Origin of the sequence: Hymenobacter terricola (assembly GCF_017921975.2) — a bacterium.
In the GTDB taxonomy this organism is placed as follows: Bacteria; Bacteroidota; Bacteroidia; order Cytophagales; family Hymenobacteraceae; genus Hymenobacter; species Hymenobacter terricola.
The window spans coordinates 1-23,394 of the sequence record NZ_JAGEMO020000062.1 but is presented as its reverse complement, the minus strand read 5'-3'; the positions used below and the strand labels follow the sequence as shown (position 1 = coordinate 23,394).

12 protein-coding genes are annotated in these 23,394 nt (G+C 62.9%); all 12 read right to left on the bottom strand.

The window, feature by feature from the left end:
• Window positions 1–75: 75 nt before the first annotated feature.
• A complete protein-coding gene (locus J4G38_RS22100; RefSeq protein ID WP_226163667.1) occupies window positions 76–1,881 on the bottom strand; it encodes a phage tail sheath family protein in 1,806 nt (601 codons plus the stop codon).
• 68 nt (window positions 1,882–1,949) lie between these two features.
• Window positions 1,950–2,747, bottom strand: a complete 798-nt coding sequence (locus J4G38_RS22095; protein WP_210518779.1) for a hypothetical protein — start codon at window positions 2,745–2,747, stop codon at window positions 1,950–1,952.
• Window positions 2,748–2,761: 14 nt separating this feature from the next.
• Window positions 2,762–3,361, bottom strand: a complete 600-nt coding sequence (locus tag J4G38_RS22090) for a DUF4255 domain-containing protein (protein WP_210518777.1) — start codon at window positions 3,359–3,361, stop codon at window positions 2,762–2,764.
• Window positions 3,362–3,780: 419 nt separating this feature from the next.
• Window positions 3,781–4,971 carry a glycoside hydrolase family 88/105 protein gene (locus J4G38_RS22085; RefSeq protein WP_226163665.1) on the bottom strand — a complete coding sequence of 397 codons (1,191 nt, stop codon included), beginning with the start codon at window positions 4,969–4,971 and terminating at the stop codon, window positions 3,781–3,783.
• Window positions 4,972–5,032: 61 nt separating this feature from the next.
• Window positions 5,033–6,694 (bottom strand): glycoside hydrolase family 28 protein, encoded by a 1,662-nt coding sequence (locus J4G38_RS22080; RefSeq protein WP_210518775.1) that lies wholly within the window; start codon window positions 6,692–6,694, stop codon window positions 5,033–5,035.
• Window positions 6,695–6,852: 158 nt separating this feature from the next.
• On the bottom strand, window positions 6,853–9,036 hold the full coding sequence (locus tag J4G38_RS22075; protein ID WP_226163664.1) for a hypothetical protein: 2,184 nt from the start codon (window positions 9,034–9,036) through the stop codon (window positions 6,853–6,855).
• A gap of 38 nt (window positions 9,037–9,074) precedes the next feature.
• Window positions 9,075–9,857: a hypothetical protein gene (locus tag J4G38_RS22070; protein ID WP_210518773.1), complete on the bottom strand. Its 783-nt coding sequence runs from the start codon at window positions 9,855–9,857 to the stop codon at window positions 9,075–9,077.
• A 67-nt stretch (window positions 9,858–9,924) separates the two neighbouring features.
• The gene (locus tag J4G38_RS22065) at window positions 9,925–13,422 is read right to left on the bottom strand and encodes a DUF4450 domain-containing protein (protein ID WP_210518772.1); all 3,498 of its coding nucleotides are present in this window, start codon (window positions 13,420–13,422) and stop codon (window positions 9,925–9,927) included.
• A gap of 147 nt (window positions 13,423–13,569) precedes the next feature.
• On the bottom strand, window positions 13,570–16,584 hold the full coding sequence (locus J4G38_RS22060) for a glycoside hydrolase family 2 protein (protein ID WP_210518770.1): 3,015 nt from the start codon (window positions 16,582–16,584) through the stop codon (window positions 13,570–13,572).
• 168 nt (window positions 16,585–16,752) lie between these two features.
• Window positions 16,753–18,276 carry a RagB/SusD family nutrient uptake outer membrane protein gene (locus J4G38_RS22055; RefSeq protein ID WP_210518768.1) on the bottom strand — a complete coding sequence of 508 codons (1,524 nt, stop codon included), beginning with the start codon at window positions 18,274–18,276 and terminating at the stop codon, window positions 16,753–16,755.
• Window positions 18,277–18,315: 39 nt separating this feature from the next.
• Window positions 18,316–21,537, bottom strand: coding sequence for a SusC/RagA family TonB-linked outer membrane protein (locus J4G38_RS22050; protein WP_210518767.1), 3,222 nt, complete (start codon window positions 21,535–21,537; stop codon window positions 18,316–18,318).
• 553 nt (window positions 21,538–22,090) lie between these two features.
• The gene (locus J4G38_RS22045; protein WP_210518765.1) at window positions 22,091–23,173 is read right to left on the bottom strand and encodes a glycoside hydrolase family protein; all 1,083 of its coding nucleotides are present in this window, start codon (window positions 23,171–23,173) and stop codon (window positions 22,091–22,093) included.
• Between the last annotated feature and the right edge of the window lie 221 nt (window positions 23,174–23,394).

Genomic DNA, 23,394 nt, shown 5'->3' with positions numbered 1-23,394 from the left:
TAATCCATGTGGAAAGCAACGAAGCGAGCGAGATGCCTTGGCTGCGCTCAGCATGACGTTCTGTTACCTGATGTTCTATGATTCCTGCATCTTATGCGAGAAGCGGAGGATAATGAATTCGGCCGGCCGCACCGCCGCCATGCCGATTTCGACAATCATGAAGCCGTTGAGCACGTCCTGCGCCGTCATGGTCTGGCCCAGGCCCACGCGCACGAAAAACGCGTGCTCGGCCTTGATGCCGGCCAGCGCCCCGGCCCGCCATTGCAGGGTCAGGAAGTTCTCAATCATGGCCCGCACGCGCACCCAGGTGTTGGCGTCGTTGGGCTCGAAAACGAACTGGCCGGTGGCCTTCTTTACCGATTCTTCCACCATGATGAAGAAGCGCCGCACCGGCACGTAGCGCCACTCGTTGTCGCTTCCGGCCAGCGTGCGGGCGCCCCAAATCAGCGTGCCCTTGCCCGTGAAGGCCCGGATGGCGTTGATGGACTTGCCGGCGTTCACGTCCACGTTCAGGTCTTCCTGCTCCTTGTCGGTGAGCATGGCGGTGGGCCCGATGACGTAGTTCAGGCCCACGTTGGCGGGGGCTTTCCACACGCCGCGGTCGTTGTCGGTGCGGGCGTAAGCGCCGGTCACGGCCCCGCTCGGTGGCAGCACAATACCCTGGGCCTCCGCCGCCGAAACCACGGCGGCGTACAGTGGGATTTTGGCCTTCATGTCGTCCTCTTTGGCTTGCAGGCGCAGCGCCACCTTGTTCGAGAAGCCGCCCACGTAGTCGCTGACCTGGGCAAACGTGAGGTCCAGCAGCGCCTGGGGCGACTCGCCCGCGCCCGAGGGCACCAGCGCGGTCACGGCCGTGCGCAGGCTGGTCAGCTTCTGGCCATCGGGCGTGGGCGTGGCTTCGTCCATGTACTTGGCGTGGTCGGTCAGGCTGGTGGCATCGGTGAGGACCGGGGCGGCTTTGCCGTTGGTACCGGCGAAAATGTCGAGGGCATCGGCCAGGGTTTGTTTCTGCACCGTTTTGGTGGCCCCCGCGTAGTTTGTCAGCTCGGCGGCGGCGCTGCCGGGGTCGGCCAGGGCTTTGAGGTCGCCCACCAGCGCTTTGGCGTCGAGGGCCAGGGTTTGGCCGGCGCCGGGGTCGAGCAGCGAATCCAGGGTTTTGGTGGTGCCCAGGGGCTTTTGCAGCGTCAGGCCGGCGAAGCTGACGGTGAGCGGCAGGCTGGTTTTGAGGTACGGATAGTAGGCCGCGCCGTAGTTCAGGTGGTTGGTTACGCCGTTGCGGAAGGTGATGATGTCGTTACTGTCGAGGTCCACAATGTTGGGGTTGGCAACGTGCACGTCGAGCACCGCAAACCGGTCCTGCAAGCCCTGGCAATGGTCCAGAGCGGCCTGCTGCACGCTGGCCAGCGCCCCGACGGCCGTCAGGCTCACCGCATCGGGCATCACAATGAGCGTGGGCTCGTCGTATTTGCGCAGCGTATCCAGGGCGTTGGCGTAAGTGGCGGCGGTGGGCGCGGCGGCCGTGTACTGGCCGGTCGAGACGATGTAGCACTTCTCGCCGCCGTTGCCGAAATACATCAACAGGCTGTCGTAGAGGTAAAACGCCGCGTTGGCCGTCACCGACTGCACACCATTTAGCGGGTCGAGCACCACGGTCAGGTTGCGGTCAGGCCCGCCGCCAAACCAGGCCCGAAACTCGGCAATCGACTTCACCCGGGTGGGAATGTTCTGCACGGATTTGCCGTCCTTGAGGTGTATCCGCGTGGGCCCGATGAAGGCCGGCACGGCCGTATCGACCTGCGCGACCGAGGGAGGAAACAGCGACATTTCGTCGATGTAGACGCCGGGCGTTTTCACGGTGCCGAGGTTGAGGGTGCTGGCCATGGGTTGAAAAAGTTGGGAGTTTGGGAAATCGGGAAGGAGTTGGTAAGAGTCAGTAGCACGTCATGCATTCAATAAATGACTGATACAAAGGCCGCGCCCCGGTCGGCCGTGGTGGCTGGCGTGGGGTTCGGTAGCGGCCGAACGGGGTTGCCGCCGCTGGCGGCCAGCCGCCCGGCGCGCACCAACGGAAACAGGCCCACATCGGCCCCCTGGTATTCCCAGCGCGTCGAGCGGTTGCGCAGCACGGCCGTGAAAACCGGGCGCAGCACCTGTCCCGCGCCATCGAGCAGGCTGGGGCCACCCGCTGGCCGGTGCCGGATTTCGATGATGCCCAGCGGCGGCCCGCCCGCGCCGCTTCCGGCCGGCCGGGGCCGCAAATCAGCCAGCTGAATGGTTTCGTGCGCATTCAGTACCGAACTGCCGGCCGTATTGGTCCAGCCGAAAACCTGGCCCTGCGGCGCAGCCGGTGTGGGCTGGAACGCATCAAGCACGGCCCGGTCAATGTCCGTGTAAAGCGCAAAAAACGGGTCAGTGGAATAAACAAGGAAGTTCAAATCCAGCTCATCAGGTAGGGGCACGACGGGGTGGTGCCCGCCATCGGTGGGCACGCCCACGCGGAAGCCGTCGGGTAGCAGCTTGAAGAGCAACCGGGCGTTGCGCAGGGCTTCCTGAGTAGCCGCATCGGGCATGAGACGCCAGAACGGCTGCACGGCGTAGGCGCGGCGGGCGGCTGCCAGGGCGGGCTGCACCGCCGGCAGGGGCGCGGCCGCGTCGAAGGCCGTGGTGCCCACGTTCAGGAAGTAGCGGTGCAGAATCTGCACCTGAAACAGTGTTTCGTAGCCCGTGGTGAAGGTTTCGAGGAGCATGGCCGGTGCGCGGGTTAGGAAAGCTGGAGTTCCAGGGTGCCCGTGCGGCCTTCGACGCGCATGATTTCCGGTCCGGTGTTGAGCAAGCCGTCGGCCTGTTCTTCCACCACCCGCGCCTTGTAGAGCACGCACGGCACCTGCTTGCCGCCGAGGGTGCCCCACAGCTGGTTCAGCTTCTCGAAGGAGAGCGAATACAAATCGAGCGCGACGTGCAGGCGCACGGCTACGGCCGCGTCGGCAATGGTGGCGGAGGGGGTGTTGGCCACCGTGAACTCGCTTTTCTGCTGGAAGCACTGCACCACCCAGGCCAGGCGCTTCAGGGCGGTGGCGTAGGTGGCGTTGTCGTTGAAATTGGCCGCGATGAGCACGAACAGGTTCAGGAACACGGGCGGGTTCACCACATCGAAGCCGCCGGTGGCGTTGCGCTGGTAGGGGCTGCTGTTTTTGAGGGCCGTTTCTTCCTCCACGTTCACCAGACTGATGAGTACCTGGTCGGTTTGGGTGCCGGCGGCACTGGCAATGCTGCCCAACGCCACGTCCACGGCCGTGGCGTTGCGGGGGGCAAGGTAGGCCGCCAGCTCGGTCCGAATCAGTTCAAGAGCCTCAAAAATCATAGCGCATCGGTGGTAGAATTCGCCGCTGAATGGCGGAAAAAAAGCTGTTTGGCAACGGCTTAGCTAGCAAGTGACAAGTGCTGCCCAAGGCTGGGACAGCGAAGCGCCGGGTGGCTCAGGTGAGCCAGATGAAGAGTGGAGGAGTCGGGGTAAAAGTATATAAATTATTCATAATATATATACTTTTAGAATTTTTATTCGAAAAAATAGTTTTGCCATCCTTTCCGAAGTAATTCGGGCGCTGCCCCCGGCCCGCCGGAAATGCCGCTAAAAGTCAGAAAATGAAGGTGAAACGGACTAAATGCCAGAACCGGCCGTAGCGCGGATTCGCAGAGCCCGCGCTGCATTGATGCATCGCCAGCATTCTCCCTAACTGTTCCAGCGCAGAAGTCCCCTCAGCTCACAACAAGCACGCAAATTCAGCGCGCCATTTCCATTTCCACGCTGGCCATGATGAACGGGCCGATGCCTTTGAAATCGTTCTGCTTGATGGGCTCCGCGAGGTAGTATTCGTAGCTGCCGTCGCGGTAGGGCTGGCCGCCGAGGCCACCCACGCTCACCGTGCCTTCCAGGTTGAGGCCGCCACCGGGGGCGGGCTGCACGAATTTCTTCACGATGCCGTCGTAGCCTTTTTTGGCCACGGGGGCGTATTTTTTGTCGAGGTAGCCCAGGCGCACGCCCTTGGCCAGGGCGTAGACGAACATGCAGGAGCCGGAGGTTTCGATGTAGTTGCCGGCGCGGGTGCCCTGGTCCGTTACCTGCCACCAGCCGCCGGTGGCGGGGTCCTGGTACCGGGCCAGCACCGGCGCGAGGCGCTGCAAATCCTTGATGAGCTGGGCGCGCTGGGGGTGGTTTTTGGGAAAATAGTCGAGCACGTCGACCAGGGCCATGGCGTACCAGCCCATGCCGCGGCTCCAGAAGTTGGGCGAGAGGCCGGTGGTTTTGTCGGCCCATTTCTGCTCGCGGCTTTCGTCGTAGCCGTGGTAGAGCAGGCCGGTTTTGGAGTCCACCATGTGCTTTTCGACCTGGGCAAATTGCAGCGCCACGTCGTCAAACCCTTTGGGCCTGCCGAACAGCTTGCTGTACTCGGCCGCGAAGGGCTCGGCCATGTACAGGCCGTCGAGCCACATCTGGTTGGGGTAGCGGTTCTTGTGCCAAAAGCCGCCTTCCTTGGTGCGAGGCTGCTTTTCGAGCTGCTGATAAAGCAACGTAGCGGCGGCGCGGTACCGGGCCTGGAGCTGGCCCGACTGCTGACCCAGGGTGAGCAGCGTGCGGCCGGTATTGATGTTGTCGAGGCTGAAATCGGCCGCTTTGTAATTGGTAATAGTGCCATCATCGGGCAGCGAATAATCGGTGATGCGCGTGATGTAGTCGAGGTATTTGCGGTCGCCGGTGCGTTGCCACACCCGCTCAATGGCCTTCAGCATCAGGCCCTGCTCGTAGCCCCAGCGGGCCACCCGGCTCTGGGTGATGCCCAGCGAATCGGGGTACGCTTTGATGAACGAATCGGCCATTTGCTGCGATGGTGCCTTGGCCACTACCGGCTGCTGGGCCGAGGCCGCCGAACCACTCAGCAGCAGCGCGGGAAGAAACAGGGTGCGGAGTTTCATCGGAGAATTAAAGAGTGTGAGAACGTCGGGCAAAAGGCGGTCTGCATGACCGCCTACGGGCTTACTTTTTGGGCAGAATGACTACTTTCTTGTTCACGCCCGCGCCCAGCTCCAGCGCCTGTCTGGCCTTGGTAATATCGGTATTGGTGAGGGCGATGCTCTTCGCTTTTTCGGCCCCCGATACGCGCAGCAGCACGGCCGCGCCGGGGGCGTAGCGAATGCCGTCGAGGGTGATGTTGCGGCTGTTATGGACTTCCATTACCGGGTCGGTCCGGGTGCTGAGCAGGGTCACGTTGCCGAGGTTGATGCGGTCGGCTTCGATGCAGATAAGGCCCTGCTCGCTCTTCAGCACGGCGTTTTTGATGCTGATGTCCTGGATGGCCATTTCGGGCAGGCCGCGCACCATGATGCCGGTTTTGGCTCCGTTGCAGGTGACGTGGTCGATGTAGATTTTGCGGAATTGCGGGGTGCTCTCATCCACGGGTTTGGGCGGCGAGGCGGGCCGCTCTTTCGAGCCGGGCACCTGGGGGCTGGGGTCCTTTATCATGTAGTACATGTCGAACAGCATCGCCTCGTTCGGAATGTCTTTCATGGTGATGTGGTCGATGAAAATGTTTTCGACCACGCCGCCCCGGCCGCGCGTGGTTTTGAAGCGCAGGCCGATATCGGTGCCAATAAAGGTGAGGTTGGAGGCGTAGATATTGCGGGCCCCGCCCGACATCTCCGAGCCAATCACGAAGCCGCCGTGGGCCCGGTACACCGTGCAGTTGCGGATGCGGAAGTTTTCGGTGGGCACGCCCCGCGCCCGGCCCTGCTCGTTGCGGCCCGATTTGATGCAGATGCCGTCATCGCCGGCCGTGAAGGAGCAGCCTTCCACGAGGCCGTTGCGGCACGATTCCAGGTCCAGCGCGTCGGTATTGGGGCTGTAGGGCGGGTTGAGCACCGTCACGTTGCGGATAATCACGTCCTCGCTCAGCAGCGGATGCACCGTCCAGGCGGGTGAGTTCTGGAACGTGACGCCCTCAATCAGCAGGCGTTTGCAGCCATCGAGCACCAGGAAATCGGGCCGCAAATAGTCCTTGATGTCCTCAAAATCGGCGATGTTGGCTTTCTCAGTGGTCAGCACGCCGGCCTCCTTCACGGTGGTTCCTTTCAGGGACTGGGCCGTCGGGTACCAGCGGTCCTGCTTGTCATTGAGCGCGCCACCCGAGGCCACCCGTTTCTTCCAGTCGCCGTCGAGGGTGCGGCCCTGCTGCACCATCCACCAGGCTGCGCCCGCGCCGTCCAGAATGCCGTGCCCGGTGACGGCCACGTTCTCCAGGTTTTTGCCGTAAATCAGCGGTTGGTTGCGCACAGCGGCCACGCCTTCCCAGTTGGTTTTTATCAGCATATAGTCGGCCAGCTGGTCGCTGAACTGCACCAGCGCGCCGGCGGCCAGGTGCAGGTTCACGTTGCTTTGCAGCTCGATGGGGCCGGTGCGCCACTGGCCCGGCGGCACCAGCACCACCCCGCCGCCCTTGGCCTGGCAGGCCGCGATGGTTTGCTGAAAGGCCGCGGTGTTCGGCGTTTGGCCATCGCCCACGGCTCCGTACTTGACGATGGAAAAGGTGTCGGTGGGGAAACGGGTGGGTTTGACGAGGGGCAGCGCGGGGATGCTGGACGGCTGGGCTTGAACCTCAACTCCGGCCACGCCCAGCAGGCTCAGAAAAAGAAATACTTTCATATTCATACCAGATTAAAGCAAGGGAAACGGCAGTAGCAACTGCGGCGTCCTGGCCAGGACGGTTTGGGTCGTTGCCAGGACGGTTTGGGTCGTTGCCAGGACCATAACAGCGGTTGCGAATACCAATTTGGTCCTTGCGAATGGAAATTCTACGCTTTCTACGGCATTTTCTGTAATCCTTCCCACTTCACTTTCCAGTCCTTCGGAATGCCGGGGTTGGCTTCCTGGCAGCCGTCGTAGCCGGCGCACATGAGGGCCACGGCCGCGAGCAGGCCGCCGTTGCCGGGCAGGTAGAGGGGCAGGCGGCCTTCCTGGTAGTTGTGGCCATTGGGCAGGAAGGTGTTGGTCCGGACCTTCATCAGCAGGGCATCGACGGCCTTTTCGGGCAAGCCGAGGCGGGTGGCCGTCATCGAAGTCATGGGGAAATCCCAGCCCCAGGTTTTGTCCCAGCTCCAGTCGCGCCAAATCAGGTCGAAGGTGCGGCGCATGGTGGCGGCGTCCTGCTGGCCGGTGGCGGGCATCATGCCCAGCGCGGCCAGCACCGAAGGGTGGTCGGTTTTGTATTCGGGGTTGGTGTAGGAATCCGGGGCGCTTTCGGCGGCCAGGTACACGCCGTTGGCTTCGGGCAGTTTCGAAAGTCTGGCCAGCACGTCGTCCCACTGAGCATTGCGGGGCTGGCCCTGCCGCTCACGCCATTTCTGCGCCGTTTCCAAAGCCCAATGCCAGTACACCAGCTCAAACGTGGGGTTGAACGTGTCCTCGGCCTTGAACCGCTCCTGCGCCGGAATTACGCCTTTCCCGAGGATGTAGCGGCCCTTGTCTTTCTCAAAAAACGGATACGAAGCGATGAATTCCGCTGTCTGATTCACCCGCTCCTGGTAGAGTTTCAGCGTGGCCGCATCGGGGTGGGCGCGGTAGGCTTCTTCGGCAAAATAGATGGTGTGGGGCTGCTGCCACAGCAAAAAGGCCCCCACGGACGACGGGCCTTCGGCGCCCCAGGGGTCGGTCATTTTCTGCCAGCGCCAGCCGGCGTAGCCCTGGCGCTGGGCAATGGCGCGGGCTTCGGCCTGCACGTCGGGCCGGGCGTACCAGGTCAGGCTCTTTTCCAGGATTTCGGGGCGGCCCCACAGTGCGAAGTGGGCTGCGTGCCACCAGTGCATTTCGAGGTGCGGGCGGCCGTACCAGCTATTGAGCAGCAGGCCGGTTTCCTGCGGTGGCTGCGAGCCGGCGTTGTGAATGTTGGTCAGGTATTGCGAGAGCACAATCCGACGCTCCAGCTCCGCCGCGCGCGGGTCGGCGGTGCCGCTGAAATCGACGGCTCCGCCGCTGCGCCAGAAGCGCTGCCACTGCGCGTGGCTATCGGCGCGGGTGGCGGCGAAGGTGGGCGCGGCCATTTGGTGGGGCGCAAACTGGCAACCCAGCTCCAGCGTGCTGCTCTGGCGGCCGGGCGTGAGCACGAATTCGTGGGGCCTGGTGGCGGCCAGCGCGGCGGTGCCGGTCCAGCTCAGGGCCACGAAATACTTTGTGGTATCAAGCTGGTGGCTCAGCAGGGCGCGGCCGGATTGCTGCGAAGCAATGGCCGATTTGTGGTCGGCCTCGTGGGAGTAATCCACGGCCATATCGGCCCAGCCGGCGGTGGGAAACGGGAAGCGCAGGGCCACTTTCAGCCGGCCCGCTTTCAGCAATTCGGAAGTGACTTTGGCGGCCACGGCATCCTGCGTCTGGTGGCCGACGGTCACCACGTCCACTGCCGTGCCCTCCACCGTGAAGTGGCTCTGGATTTCGCCCGTCCAGGGGTTCAGCTCCTGGCTGATGTTTTTGATGTCCTTGATTTCGGCTGGCTTACCGTCTTTCTTCAGAATGACGAAGCCCAGATTGCCCAATTGCAAGCGGTGCGGGTTGGCGCGGAGGTAGTCCACGGCGTCTTTGTTGCCGGGCGTTTTCACCTGCACCGAGTAGCTCACGGTGCGGCCGTTGAAGGGGTATTCGCGCAGGCTTTGGGCGAATGTATAGCCTTTCTTGTTGGGGAAGCGGTGCCAGCCCCATTCCGATTCGGTGCCCAGCGGAATGCCCTTCTCGTAGTGCAGCGGGAAGGTTTGGAGGCCGGTGAAGTCTGCCGTGAAGGCGAATCTGCCGTTGCCGACGGAGAGCGAGTTGAGCGAGTCGGTGTTGCTGACGTGCACTTTGTGGCGCTCCACTACGGCCTGGCGGTTGATGGGCTGGGCTTTTACCAGCGAGAAGGGTATGAGCAGCAACAGGGCCAGGCGGGTTGCCTCCCCCCCCGGCCCCCTCGCCCGTGAAGAAGGGGAGCCGGACGTGAGTTCTGGGTTCGTGTTTTTCATAGTGATAAAGGAAATTCCAGCGATGAGTGGCGGGGGCTTTATTTCAGTTGTTTGCGGTTTTTGAGCATCAGCCAGTGCACCAGCGCCCAATCCGGGTCATTTGCCCAGGCCATCGTGTGGCTTTCGCCGGGGTTCAGGGCAAAGGCCGCCGGGTGCGGGGCCAGGTGGCCCCGGTCGTTGGACGTCGCCCCTTCCAGCACGCTGTAGGCGGCGGCATTGCCCTCGCTGAGCGCCCTGCCCAGGTGCGGGCCAGCACCGCTCATGCGCACGGCATTCGCCCACGCACTCGCCCCACCCATCCCGAGGTGGGCGTTGCAATTTTGGTGCAGGCACCAGGCCGCGCCGCCTTCGCAGCCGTCGCTGAACGGCACCGCGAGGCTGAGCGTACCCAGCGGAAACTCCCGCCGCGCCGGGCCGGTATTGGTGAGCGGGTACTGCTCCGTGGCTTCGTCCTCGGCCGTAATGATGCGCGTGCCGGCCAGCTCCAGGCCGTCGCGGCGGTACACGCATTCCACGGTATGGTCGTCGGGACAACGCAGCGCCGGCTGGTTGAAAACGGTAGGTGCCCGGGCCGGCATGGCGGCATGGCGCAACAGGCCCCAGCCGTAACCCCAATGCCCCCAGTTCATGCGCGTCGAGTCGGCCACATTTCTGATGCCCACGAGGCTGCCCTCCGGTGCCACGGTTAGCTGCCAGCTGCCCCGCGTCAGCTGCACGTTGGGCGTGGCGCCCCGGGCCAGCGCCGGCCCTGCCAGCAGCAGCCAGCTACCCAGCCATGTCCTAACAACCAGCCATTTATAGAAGGAAAGAGCGGGAAGCATGCGCCTGGATATTATACGGGAGTTATTAGGAATCTTTCGTTTCTGCAGTCGGTTGAAGCTTTCCTGTTTAGCGCCCCAAAGTCACGCTCATCAGCCCGATTACCACGTCATTGGCCAGGGCTTTCACCGTGAGGCTTTTGAGCTTCTTTTTCGGGTCGAGCGGCAGCTCCAGCACGGTGGCCGCGCCGCCGTCGATAGAGCGGGTGCTGTAGCCTTTGATGCTGGTGTACTGATTGAAATCCTGGGTAATGAGGCCGGTTTTGAGGTGGACGCGCCAGGGGTTGGGCGCGCCGGTCTGGAAAGCGAAACCGTCGTCCATATAGTCCTGCTCGATGGGCCACCAGGTTTCGGGGTTGCGCAGGGGCAGCGTGGCGGTGCTGTTGTCGGCGTAGGTCACAGTGACTTCGCCGTTCACAAACTGGCTTTGCATGGCGTTGGTGGAGCCGGCCACGAGCAGCACGGCGCGGGCGGCGTGCCCTTTTAGTTGCACCGTGGCCTGTCTGGGGTAATTATCCCACTGCGACACGAACAGAATGTTCTTCGCGCCGGCCGCGCCGGGCGTGCGCAGCGGCACGCCGGAAGGCAGCCGGATTTCGTTTTTCGGGCCGGCCAGTAGGCGCAACCCACTGTCGTCAATGGTGGCCTGAATGAGCGGGTAGCACCAGTTGCCGATGCCCTGGGTGGGCAGCTCCAGCGTGGCGGTTTCGGCGCGGGGCGAGAGGTATTTGTTCTGGAAAATCTGCGTCACCCGGTCGTTGTAAGCAGCACTTAGGTCAATGGTTTCCCAGGTTGCGGGCGTAGCTGAAGCCGCTTCAGCAGCGGGCATTTCGGGTTTTTGAACGGTGATTTTCAACGGTTCCCACCACGTCAAATCCCCTTGTTTTAATTGCACGAATGCGGTGCGGCTGCCGGCCCCTCCGGCCACCCGCGCCGTGAGTTTTGAACCAGCGAGTTGGGTTTGGCTCAGCACCTGCTGCGGGTCGGAAACGGCGGCTACCTGAGCATGGGCCAATGTTGCGGAAATGGCCGCGCCGAACGCAACCGGCGCTTGCGGCGCGGCGGCATCGGGCACTTCGCCCTGCCACTCGATTTCCACCACGTAACGGGCGGCCGGGGCACTGCTGATTTCGATAATCGGCCGGCCCACAGCGGCAGCAACGCTGTGCCAGGCGGCCGGCCGGCCGTTCACTTTCGCCGAAGCTACGCGGCTGGCCAGGGCGGGCACTTGGAGCTGAAGCGCCAGCAGTTTCGGGAGTTGCTGGGCTATGATATACGTTTCACGCTGGCCCTGGCGGCGGAATTGGAAGGCCACATCGGGCACTTTCAGGGCGGCCGAATCCCAGGCGGCGGGCAGGCCGGGCGCGATGCGCAGGGTGTCGTGCAGCGCATCGGGGCGGACGCCGAACAGGCCCTCGACCAGCGAGCGGGCGGCCATGCCGACGGGGTCGGCAAAGTCACGGTAGAGTTCGCCCCGGTAGGCATCATAATAGGAAATCTGCTGGAAATTGCCGGGGCTGCTGCCCAGGTACATGCTTTCGAGCAGGGCGCTTTTCCAAAGCAGGAAGGCTTCTTCGCGGCGGCCGGCCTGCCAGTTGGCAAGGCTGGTGTGCAGGTTCTCGGCCAGCACCACGTTGTTCAGCGACCAGTCGTAGGGCTGCCAGTTGGTGGTCGAGAGCAGGTAGTAGCCGGCATCGGGCAGGCCGGCGGCGCGCACCGGAATGTGCGGAATTTCGGCATCGACGTAGCGCAGCGCCTGGTAGGCCTGGAAGGCATCGGGCACCTCCGAATCAAGGGCGTGGTAGATGGTCCACAGCCCGGCGGCGGGGTGCAGGCTTTTGAGCCCCAGGGCATCCTGGTATTCGGCAAACCAACCGTGGTGCGGCAGCCAGAGCCGGGCCTGCATCGCCTGATGGATGTGGGCGGCTTCCTGGCGATAGGGCGCGGGGTTTTCGCCCAACAACACGGCCAGCTCGGCCAGCTGCTGGTTGGCGAAGTAGTTGTAGGCCGAAGTGTGCGTGACGGCCCCGCCGCTGTATTGCAGCGCATCGGAGGCCCAGATGGCGGCGTAGGCATCGTAGAGGCCGTCGTTGTCGGGGTCGAAATTGCGCTTCTCCCAGGCGAGGTGGCGTTGGAGCACGGGCCACATTTCGCGGCCAAAAGCCAGGTCGCCGGTCCAGCGCAGGTGGCGCAGCAGGGCGTCGATGAACACGAGGTTCATGTCGTAGTGGTGGGGCCGGAAATCGCCGCCGGGGTTGCGGCTGATGTAGCCTTCGCTAAATACCGTGGTGCCCAGTTTCTCCAGCTGTCGGGCCAGGTGCAGGGCCGTGTCGGGCACCACGGGGCCACTGGGCGGGCGGGTGAGCTGCGACTTGGCGTAGGCGCGGAAGTGCATGGCGGCGCGGTCGTGCCAGCCCAGCGGGTCGGCGGCGTAGGGTCCGCGCCAGCCATCGAGCCGGATGCGCCAGGCCACTGCGCCGTGCAGGTACGAGGGCGACTCCCAGATGGCATCGGCGGCCACTGCCAGCGCCCCGCCCAGGGTATTGATGTACGGGTCGGGCGTGCTTACTTTCACGCGGCCGGCCAGTACGGTGCGGGCCGCTTCGGCGCGGACAAAGGCAGCGGCCAAATCCTTATAGGTCAAGGCTATACTGTCTTCTGATTTCTGCACCGCGAAGTACAGCTCCTTACCCGATTTGGCAGTTACTGCGCCCGTCAGCACCGGCGTGACTGAAGCCTGAGAGGCGAAAAGCTGCTGGGGCGTCTCCTGTTGCGTAGCGTCTGCAACGTGGTTTTGGGATGCGGGCGGCACTACGCCCAGCAGCGTTTTGGCGGCGGCTGGCGGCGTGGACGGTGCTGAGTTGGTGGCTGATTCTTGGGTGCCCAGGTCGCGGTAGGCATCGGCGGCGGGCCTGGCGGCCGCGCCGTAGCTAAGGGTGAAGCTGTTCTTTTTCAATTCGAACACGTTGCCCTGGCAATACTCCGGCTTGAGGTAAAAACTCGATTCGGGGTCGGCCCCGATGTCGCCGTCGCGGCTGAATTTCTTGCCCGTGGCCCCGCCAAAAGCCCAGAGCAAGCGCACCGTATTGGCTGGCACGTTTTCGAATCGGGCTTTCACCAATATGCCTTCGGCCCCGGCCAGGGCCAGCACTTCGAGGTGCAATTTGCCCGTGCTCAGCAGCGGGTCGGTGATGTCGTAGAGCATCGTGCCGGGCCGGTAGCGGGCGGTGATGTTTTCGGCTTCTATCAGCCACTTGCTTTGGCCGTTGGCCAGCAGGCCAAACTTCAGGTTGCCGCCCATGCCGGGCAGGTAGAGGGCGAATTCCGGCAGGTCGCCGGCCTCGATGCGGAAGGCGGTATTGGTGCCGTAGAGGGCGCGGGTGAAGCGGTGCGTGCCGTTGGTGATGACGAAATCGGGGCCTTCGGGGTGGTAGCGCAGGGTGCGCGGCTGGTTGTGCCAGAGGACGGGCGGCGCGGTTTGGGCGTGGGCGGCGAGGGTTAATAATACTAGCAGTATCGCCCAACGGAACCTCACCCCCTGGCCCCCTCTCCAAAAAAGAGGAGGCACCGGTTTTGCCTTTTGGGATGATAAAGAGGGTGAAAAATTGACTGCAATGGACATTTCACAACTTTTAACTGGGCCGAACCGGTGCCCCCTCTTTTTTGCAGAGGGGGCCAGGGGGTGAGGTTGGTGGCTGGCGGTGCTATCCAAAACCTACGGCGCCAGCGTACCCGCCGGCTTTTCATACATTTCCACCTCCACCAGCCCCAACGTGCCGGGCGGGCCGGCCTGGTCGGTGGCGGCGGCGGCTAATTTGGGCGTTTCCAGCTCGGTGATGTTGAAGGCGTCTTTCGCCTGGGTAATGCCCGTTAATTCAATTCGGACCTTCTGGCCGGTGCGCGGCGGAAAAACGGCCGTGAAGTAGCCCAGACTGCGCTCAGTAGGGCCCCGAAAAACCTCCTGCCCATCCACCAGAATGCGGATGGGGTAGGTGCTGGTGCGCCAGCCGGTCAGCTTCATGGCTACCTGGCTAATGGGCGCGGGCCGGGCCAGCGTGTATTCAATCCACGGGTTGATTTCTTTGCGGTCCGAAATCCACTCCGACAGTTCGTTGTCATCGAAGCTGTAAGCGGCATTGGCCACGTTGGAACTGGCCGTGGCGCCGGTTATCGGCACCGTCACCCGCGAGACGGTGAACGACGGCCCGGCCGGCGTGGGCCCGCGCCGCAGGCTCACCGGCAAGTCGGCCCCGGGTAGCGCCGTGCTCAGGCCGTTTTCCACTTGCACCGGCTGCGATTTCAGGCTGACCGTGGCCGCTTTCAAGCCCTCAGACGTGGCGGTGATATTGATTTTGCCGGCCTGCGTGGTGCTGCGGATGAGTACGCGGTTTACGCCGCCTTCCACCGGCAGATTTTTGCTCAGAATGAAGTTGCCCGGCCCTTGCGCGAGGCCGCCGCGCCATTCGGCCGGGCCGCTGAGGGTGAAATTGACCATGTTCAGCGCCGTGGGGCAGCGGCGGCCCTGGGCATCGATGGCTTCGATTTGAATCAGGGCCAAGTCGGTGCCATCGGCGTGCAGGCCGGTGGGGCTGGCGGTGGACGTGAGGCGCAGGGCCACGGCCGGGCCGGCAGTTTGGTGCCCGGCTTCGCTCACGGGCTTGCCGGCTGCGTCGTAGCTCACGGCGCGGAGGGTGCCGGGCTGCCAGGCCACATTTTTGAAAGTGAACAGGAACCGGTAATTCTGCTGCCCGAAGCCCAGCGACTTGCCGTTGAGAAACAGTTCCACTTTCTCGCCGTTTGATACCACGTCCACGTTCTTCACCGTGCCCGCTTTGTAGTTCCAGTGGCCGATGATGTGCGTGTGCGGGTGCTCGGGCTCTACCCAGCCGTCCCACATTACCTGGTGGGCGTAGTAGCCGTCTTTGGCAATGCGCAGGGCGTCGACTTCGCCGCTGCGGCGGTAGTTTTCCTCGCCCCGGTAGTGGGTGTTGGTATCGGAAAAAACGATGTTGACGCCGCCGGCGCTGCTGCGGGTGCCGGTGCCGGGCCGCTCGTGCCAGTAGTCGTACCAGCGAATGACGTCCTCACGGGCCTGCGAGTCCTGGTTGCGGTTGTAGTCGGATGCGTTGGCGCCTTTGTAGAGCGGGCCCGCGCCGTCTTTGTGGAAGGGCGGCGTGAGCTCATCCCAGTACTTGCGCAGGGCCTCGTCGCGCGAATATTCCATCGCCCAGAGCGGCTTGGTGGCGCTTTTGTTGATATAAAGCATCTCGCCGCCGTACTCGGCGGCCGGAATGTCGAGCATCTCGCGCGAGCCGATGGCCCGGCCGCCGTGCGGGTCATACTGGTTCCGAATGTCCTTCAATTCCTGCATGTGGGCGGCGCTGATGCTCTCGTTGCCGCCCTCGTAGAATAGGATGCTGGGGTTGTTGCGGTTGTAGATGATGGCGTCGCGCATCAGCTCCCGGCGCTGGCCCCAGCGGCGGTCGGTCACGTCTTTTTCGGCGTCGCCGGCGGGCATGGCTTGGGGCAGGCCCACCCGGTCGCAGCTTTCGACGTCCTGCTTCCAAGGGGTGACGTGCATCCAGCGCACCAGGTTGGCGTTGCCGGCCACCATCAGGCCATTGCTGTAGTCGGAGAGCCAGGCGGGCACGCCCAGGCCCACGGCGGGCCACTCGTTGCTGGTGCGCTGGGCGTAGCCGTGCACCATCATCGCCCGGTCGTTGAGCTTGATGAGGCCGTTGGCGAATTCCGTTTTGCGGAAGCCGGTGCGGGTTTTGACTTCGTCGATGACTTGCTTATCGACTATCAATCTGGTTGAAACCGTGTACAGATAGCCGTAGCCCCAGCTCCAGAAATGCAGCCCCGCAAGGCTGGCGCGGGCCGTCACCGTTTTCATTTGCCCTGGCTGCAAAGTCGTTTCGCCGTCGCTGAAGGTGCTGATGGTTTTGCCTTCCCCGTCGGCCACCGACGTTTCAAACGTGAAGGTGCGGGCGGCGGGAAACTCATTTTTTACCTGCGCCTCGGCCACCACGGTGGCCTTGCCGCCGGCCACGTCAAACTCCTGCGCATACACATACACGCCCGTGGTGCCCAGCGTCGAAAACAGCGGCAGCGTCTGGTGCAGCGGGCTTATGAGGTGCAGAAACACGTTTTTCGGAATGCCGCCGTAGTTGGCGTTGAAGTTGCGGTTGCTCCACTGGAAGGTTTGGCCGCTGGCTTTTTCCTTGTAGTCCCAGTCGTTGTCGGTGCGCACGGCCAGTACGTTGTCCTGCGGCACAGGCTTGAGAAAGGGCGTCAAATCGAAGCCCACGGCCATCACGCCGTTTTCGTGCAGGCCCAGGCGCTGGCCGTTCAGGAAAAATTCGCCGGCCAGCCGCACGCCCTCAAACTCGATGAAAACCTTCTGGCCCGCCGCACCGGCCGGGAGCCGGAAATGCTTGCGGTACCAGGCCACGCCCGTGCTCAAATCCTTGATGTCCTTGCTGAAGGCTTCGCTCTCGTTCCAGGCGTAGGGCAGCGTCACCTTTTTCCACTGGGCGTCGTCAAATGTGACAGCTTCCGCGCCGGGAGCATCGCCTACCCGCACTTTCCATTCGGGGTTGAAATTGAATTTCAGCCGGCCGGCCGGGGGTGAGGCGGCCAGCACGGCGGTGCCCAGGCTCCACAGCAACAGCAGCAGTCCCGCTGGCTGCCACGCCCTTGCAAACCGGCCGGAATTGAGATTTAACATGGGGCGTGAAAAAGGAGGGAGTGACAAAAGAAGCTGCCGATGCTGCCCGCACTGTCCTGTACTGTGGGGTGTGGGTGGGACTGAACGCAGCTACGCCCGGTTCCGGCCCCGCCGGCAGGGTGCCAACGAAATCCAAAACCGGGCGTAGCGCCTCAGCAAGCGGGTTTTTTAGTAGCCGGGGTTCTGGTCGTAGAGGCCGGGCACGGCGGCCAGCTCAGCCTGCGGCACGGGGTAGAGCAGCAGGTTGGCCGTGATGGGGCGGGTGATTTTGTTGAACGGCGGGGCCAGGTCTTCGCGCTGAGCCCAGGCGTTCATCACCGTCAGGGCCAGGCCGGAGCGCATGAGGTCGTTCCAGCGCAGGTTTTCGCCGGCAAACTCGCGGCGGCGCTCCTCCATCAGGCTTTCCAGGGTGAGGGTGGTGAGGGCCGGCACGCCCGCCCGCACCCGAATAGGGTTCACCAGCAGCAGGGCATCGCCCACGCCGCCGCCTACGCCGCGCATCTGGCACTCGGCCTTCATCATCAGGATGTCGGTGTAGCGCAGCACGATGTAGTTCAGGCCCCAGTCGGTGCGGCTGGCACCTTTGGCTGCCACGTTCACGTACTTTTTGAAGAACGGCCGGGTATCCGAGATAGTAGTCGCACCAGAGACGTACGAGAAGCCAAGCTGTATATTGAATGCCTTGCGCAGGTCAGCAGTAGTATACGTATTCACCAAGTCGTTCGAGCAGGGCTTGATTTCGACCGAGCCGGCCGAGAATGCCAACCCTATTTGGGTATAGTAGCCATCGGGCACCACGATGTTCTGGAACGAGCCGCCCACCGTGCCGTTGGCGAAGTACTGAATGTCGAAGATTACCTCCGAGTTGTTCTCGGCCGTGGGCGCGAAAATGCCGGCGTACGTGGCTTGGGTGGCGTAGCGCGCCGTGCCTCTGGCCGCGATGATGTCGCTGAGCAGAGAATCGGCTCGGGCAAACTCGTTGGAGTTCAGGCCGGGGCCTTTGATGCCGTAGTCCGGGCCGGAACGGGTGAGGAACACCTGCGCCAGAATGCCCTTGGCGGCCCCCACCGTCACGCGGCCCACGTTGGCACCGGTGTAGGAAACGGGCAGGGTTGCAATGGCCGTGCGCAGGTCCCGGTAAATTAACTTGTATACATCGACTACTTCGGCGCGTGGAATCAGGGCCACTTCGCGGGGCAGCAGAGCGTGCTCAATCACGGGCACCCGGCCAAACTTGCGCACCAAATCGAAGTACATAAAGGCCCGGATGAACTTGGCTTCGCCTTCGTAGCGGGTGCGCAGCGCGGCCGGCACCACGGAGCCATTGGCGGCCAGCTGGTCGAGAATCGTGTTGGCCCGGTAGATGGTGGCGTAGTCCGAAGCCCAGGCATCGGCCACGATGGCGTTGATGTTGAGCAGGGTGGAGAAGTTGTTGATGGGGTCCCAGTCGCGCCCGCCCACGGCGCTGGAGGCATAAATATTATCGGAGCGCACTTCCGAGAGGTACACCTCGCGGTCGGGGTAGCCGCGCAGCTGGCTGTACACCGAGGTCATGGCCTGGTCGAAGTCGGCGGCCGATTTATAGAACACCGGCACCGAGCCATTCGACAGCGGGAGCTGGTCCAGGTCTTTTTCGCAGCCGCTCAGGGCCACGGCGCAGGCCAGGCTTAAGAAGAGGAATATTCGTTTCATGGGAATTTTTAGAAGGGTGAGCGGGACAAACCCAGCCGATTAAAAAGTAAGGTTCAGGCCCAGAATCAGGGTTTTGGCCAGCGGCAGTCCGCCGTAGTCGGAGCCCGACACGAAGGTGCTGCCGTTGTTGGTGTTCAGGGCGTCGGGGTTGAGGCCGCCGTAGTAGTTGTCGTGGCCAAAGAAGTTTTCGGCGGTCACGTACACGCGGGCACCCTGCGCCACGCTTTTCTTGATAATCAGGCCCAGGTCGTAGCCCAGCGTGATGGTGCGCACCCGGTAGTAGTTCGACGAGTACAGCCAGTCGGTGTTGCGGATGAAGGTGGTGCTCAGCGGCGTAGCCTTGCCCTTGATGCCGTCGCCGGGGTTGTCGGCCGACAGCCACCGGTCGCGCACGCGGCCCAGGGCGTTTTCCTTGTAGCCCACGCCCATCCGGTCGATGGCCCGGCCCAGGGTGGAGTAGATGGAGCCGCCGGCCTGCCCCTGCACCAGGAAGCTCAGGTCGAAGCCCTTGTAGCGCAGCGTGTTGGTCATGCCGTAGGTGTAGGTGGGGTTGGGGTTGCCCACCACCTGGCGGTCGTTGAAGTCAATCTTGCCGTCGCCGTTGAAGTCTTCAAACTTGGGCTCGCCGGCCGACTGCGTACCCAGCTGAGCTGCCTTGCCGTCGATGTCGCCCTGGGTGAGAATGCCGGTCTGCTTCACCACGAAAATGCTGTAGATGGGCAAGCCCACTTTCAGGATGTTGCTGGGCGTGTCCAGGCCGTTGGGCACTTCAATGGTGGCATCGCCGGGGCCTAGGTGCACTACTTTGTTCGTGTTGTGGCTCAGGTTGAAGGAGGTCGTCCAGGAGAAGGCGCCTTCCAGGTTGCGGGTGTTCAACTCCAGCTCCCAGCCGTTGTTGCGCACCTCGCCAATGTTTTGCAGGCTGGTGGTGAAGCCCGCGCCGCTGGCCACGGGCACGTTCAGGAGTAGGTCCTGGCTGGTTTTGGTGTAGTAGTCGGCCGAAACAACGATGCGGTTTTTGAGGAAGGCCACGTCCGCGCCGAAGTCGATGGTGCGGTTGCGCTCCCATTTCAGGGACGGGTTGCCCACTTTGTTGGGGGCCTGGCCCGTCACCTGCACCGGGGCGGTGCCGCCCAGGGCGTAGTTGGCAAAGCCCAGCGTGGCAATGCTGCTGTAGTCGCCGATGGTGTTGTTGCCGGAGTAGCCCAGGCTACCGCGCAACTTCAGGTCGCTCAGCACGTTGGTGGTGGCCGCCATAAACGGCTCCTGGGAGATGCGCCAGCCGGCCGATACGGCCGGAAAAACGCCGGCCCGGTCCTCAAACCCGAAGCGTGACGAAGCATCGCGGCGCACGCTGGCCGAAACCAGGTACTTGCCGTCGAAGGCGTATTGCAGGCGGCCGAAGTACGAGAGCAGTACGCTCTGGGTCTCGGTGGTGTAGTTGGCGGCCGTGCCCGTGATGTTGGTGGCCGCGTTGAGCGTAGTCAGGTTGTTGTTGATAAAGCCGCCGTTCGCAGCCAGGGCCACGTTGTCGAGCTTGGAGAAGTTGTAGGCCTGGCCCAGCAGCACCGAGAAATCGTTTTTGCCGATGACCTTGCTGTAGGTGGCTGTGTTCTCGTTCACAAACGTCTGGCGGCGGAACGCGCTGTACGAGCCGCTGGCCAGCGAGGTAACCAAGTTGCGCGTGGGCGCCTGAAACGACTTCGACGTGGCGTCGGTGTTGTCGAAGTTCAGCGACGAGCGCAGCCGCAGCCCCACAATGGGCTGAAACTCGCCAAACACCGTGCCCAGGGTCCGGAACGTGCGGGTATCGCCCTGGTAGGCTTTGATAACGGCAATCGGGCTGGCCGTGCTCACGCCCCAGCGGTACACGTCGTTTTTGCCATAGCCGGTGTTCACGCCGGCCGTGTCTTCCACCACCGGGGTTTCGGTGAGCAGCTGGTGGAAGCGGTTGTCCTTGCCCTCAATGCCCGGGTCGGTGGCAATCGAAAACGAGGGGCTCACCGTCAGGCCGAAGCGCAGCTTGTCGCTGGCTTTTACTTCCACGTTGGCGCGGGCCGAATAGCGCTTGTAGTCGAGGCCGATGGCGAAACCCTGCTGGTCGCTGTAGTTGCCCGACACGAAGTAGTTCACGTTATCGGTGGCTCCGGAGGCGCTCACCTGGTAGCTCTGGCTGAGGCCGGTGCGGTACAGCTGGTCCTGCCAGTCCACGAACGCCAGGCCGGGATGGCCGGGCAGGGCCCAACGCTCGTCCAGCATCAGGTCGGTGTTGTACTGCGTGGCCCCCAGCTGCGTGGGCAGCACGCCGGTGGCCGTGAGCGTGGTGTTCAGAATCTGGCGACGGGTGGTGTTATTCTGGTCGGCTGTGCGCGGCGTGGCGCCGGGCGTAGTTGGCGTCGAACGCACCCAGTTGGTGTTGATGATTTCCGTAGCCCGCGAAATCCAATCGTCGCCGCTGAGCACGTCGAGCTTTTTGGCAGCCTGCGAGCCCCCCACGTAGGAGTTCACGCTGATTTGGGGCTTGCCGTTGCGGCCGCGCTTGGTGGTGATGAGCACCACGCCGTTGGCCGCGCGTGAGCCGTAGATGGCGGCCGCGGCCGCATCCTTCAGCACCTCAATCTTCTCAATGTCGTTCGGGTTGATGTTATCGAGCGGGCTGCCGGCGCTGAACCGGCCGCCGCCGTTGGCCGCCGCCGTTTCCAGCGGAAAACCGTCAATCACATACAGCGGCTCGTTGCCGGCCGAGATGGAGCCCGCGCCCCGCACCTGAATGCTGAAGGCCCGGCCGGGCACGCCCGACACCTGCTTCACCTGCACACCGGCCAGCTGGCCCACCAGCGCCTGGTCCACGCGGGTCAGGGGCCGCTCTTCCAGCTTGCGGGCGTCGAGCGTGGCAATGGCCCCCGTCACATCGGCGCGCTTCTGGGTGCCGTAGCCCACCACCACCACTTCGTCGAGGCTCTTGGAGTCATCGGCCAGCTTGATGGTGAAGCTGTCGGGTCCGGAAAAGCCTTTCTCCTGGGTTTGAAAACCAATGAAGCTAAATACCAGCGTGCCAGCCTTATCCGGTACCGACAGACTGAACGAGCCGTCGGCGTTGCTGGAGGTGCCCAGGGTGGTGCCCTTCACCACCACGGTCACGCCGGGGAGGGGTTCGCCGGTGGGGGAAGTGACTTTGCCAGTGAGTGGCCACTCAGCCACAACGTGCCGAACCGGGTGCGCTGCCGCGGCCACCATGCCCGGCCCCGCCAACAGGAGCATTGGCAAGCACGCTGCAAAGCGTAAACGTTGCCAGGTGTCTAACTTCTTCATACTGGTAATTGGTGGGTGAGATTTTGGGATGCAAGCAGAAAGTGGAAGCCGGAACCTAAGTCAATATTATGGCCCTATTGTGCCCATACTCTCCTGTAGACTACTGCTCAGTGAGTTTTTAGTGAAATCTTAGCGTTGTTGTGTCGCTGGATTTCCACTTTGGCCGGCGTGCGGCAGCGGGCCGGGAAATGGGGCAACGCGCGGACTCCACTATTCCCGGTTCGCGGGCGGTAGGGTGGGCGGTAGGATTGGTGGTGCCGCACCGATTTATAAGTGAGTGCTCACAGATAAAGCGCTTCAGACAGCTCTCTAGAAGGCGCCAGTGCACTTTGCCGGGGCGCGGCCCTGCCTGGCACTGGCAAGTGGAGCCGACTGGTTGGTAGCGTGGGGACCACCAGCCGAGCCCTTACTCAATCAGTTGTATAAAAATCCGCTTTTTCCGTAGCGCTGCCATCCCGTACCCTCCTGCCTGCCGGGGCGGGCGGCCCCGTCGCCCCACCCGCTACCCAACTTTCAGAATGAAAGCCGAAGCCGTCATGCTTTTGCCCCCTTGCGAGGCGCAGAACAGGTACTCCGGCTTGCCATCGCGCAGCAGCAGCTGTGGCCGTTCGAGGCGGCCGTAGCGTTTGAGCTTGGGCGGTGCGGGCGGCTGCGCCACGCCGTAGTCGCGGATGGGCAGGAAGGCAATTTTGGGAAAAGTCCAGGCCTTGCCGTCCTCTGATTCGAGGTAGAGGCCTACTTCCTGGCTGTACACGCCCATGTCGCGGGCCAGCATGTTGAACTTGCCGTGCTGCCGCCACACAAAGGCATCTTCGAACTGCTTGTTGTTGCCTTGCTTGGAGAAGTCGATGACCGGGTTGCCCTCGAATTTTACATAGGGACCTTCCAGCTTATCGGCCACGGCGAGGCCGTACTTGCGGTTGCCGTGAATGACGGGGTCTTTCGACTCCACATATTCCTGGGTGTTCCACGACTTGTAGTAGAGCCAGTATTGGCCGTTGGGGTGCTTAATGAAGGCGGGATTGGTGGTGCAGTGGTCGTCCCAGGCGCCGGTGGGGCCGGGCAGCAGCAGGGGCTGGTCAGGGCGCGTCCAGGGGCCGTTGAGGGTGGGAGCGGTGGCCAGCCCGATGCGCTTGGTGTCGGTTTTGCCGTTGGAGTTGCCCATGAAAAACAGGCAATACTGGCCATCCACGAACTGAATGCTGGGATTGTGGCAGGTGGTGGCGTCCCAGTAGCCCGGGCCGCGCGGGGCCAGCACGGTGTCGAGCACCGTGAAAGGGCCGGCGGGATGGTCGGCCACGGCATGGGCGATTTCAGAGCCATTTATCCAGCCGCTCATGCTCTTTTTGGCCTCCCAGCGCGAGAAAAAGACGTGCACCTTGCCATCGGGGGCATAAATGGGCGAGTTGCACCACACGTAATAGTCGGGCAGCTCCAGGGCCCGGCCCACGGGCTTGAGGTGCCTGCTGAATTTTGAGAAGTCGCTTTTGGGATAGTCAATCAACCGGCCGGCCGCGAGGCCTGCCCAGTCCTTTGCAAACGGCGCCAAAACCAAACCAGTAAGAAACGTGCGGCGAGCCAGCATGAGCGGGTGAGAATGCGAAAGGTGGGAATACGGTGCAAGGAAGACCATTTTTGAGAGCATACTCTTGTATGATTGCCCTGCCTTTCAAGTAGAGAGGTAGCCAGAAAAGGAAACGAGGACACTATTATTCTCTAACGGCGGCTCTTTGGTGTCGACCGTGTACAGGAGAACCTGTGCCTCGTTTCTCGTTTTTGCCTGAAGACTGCACAGTATGGAGGGAG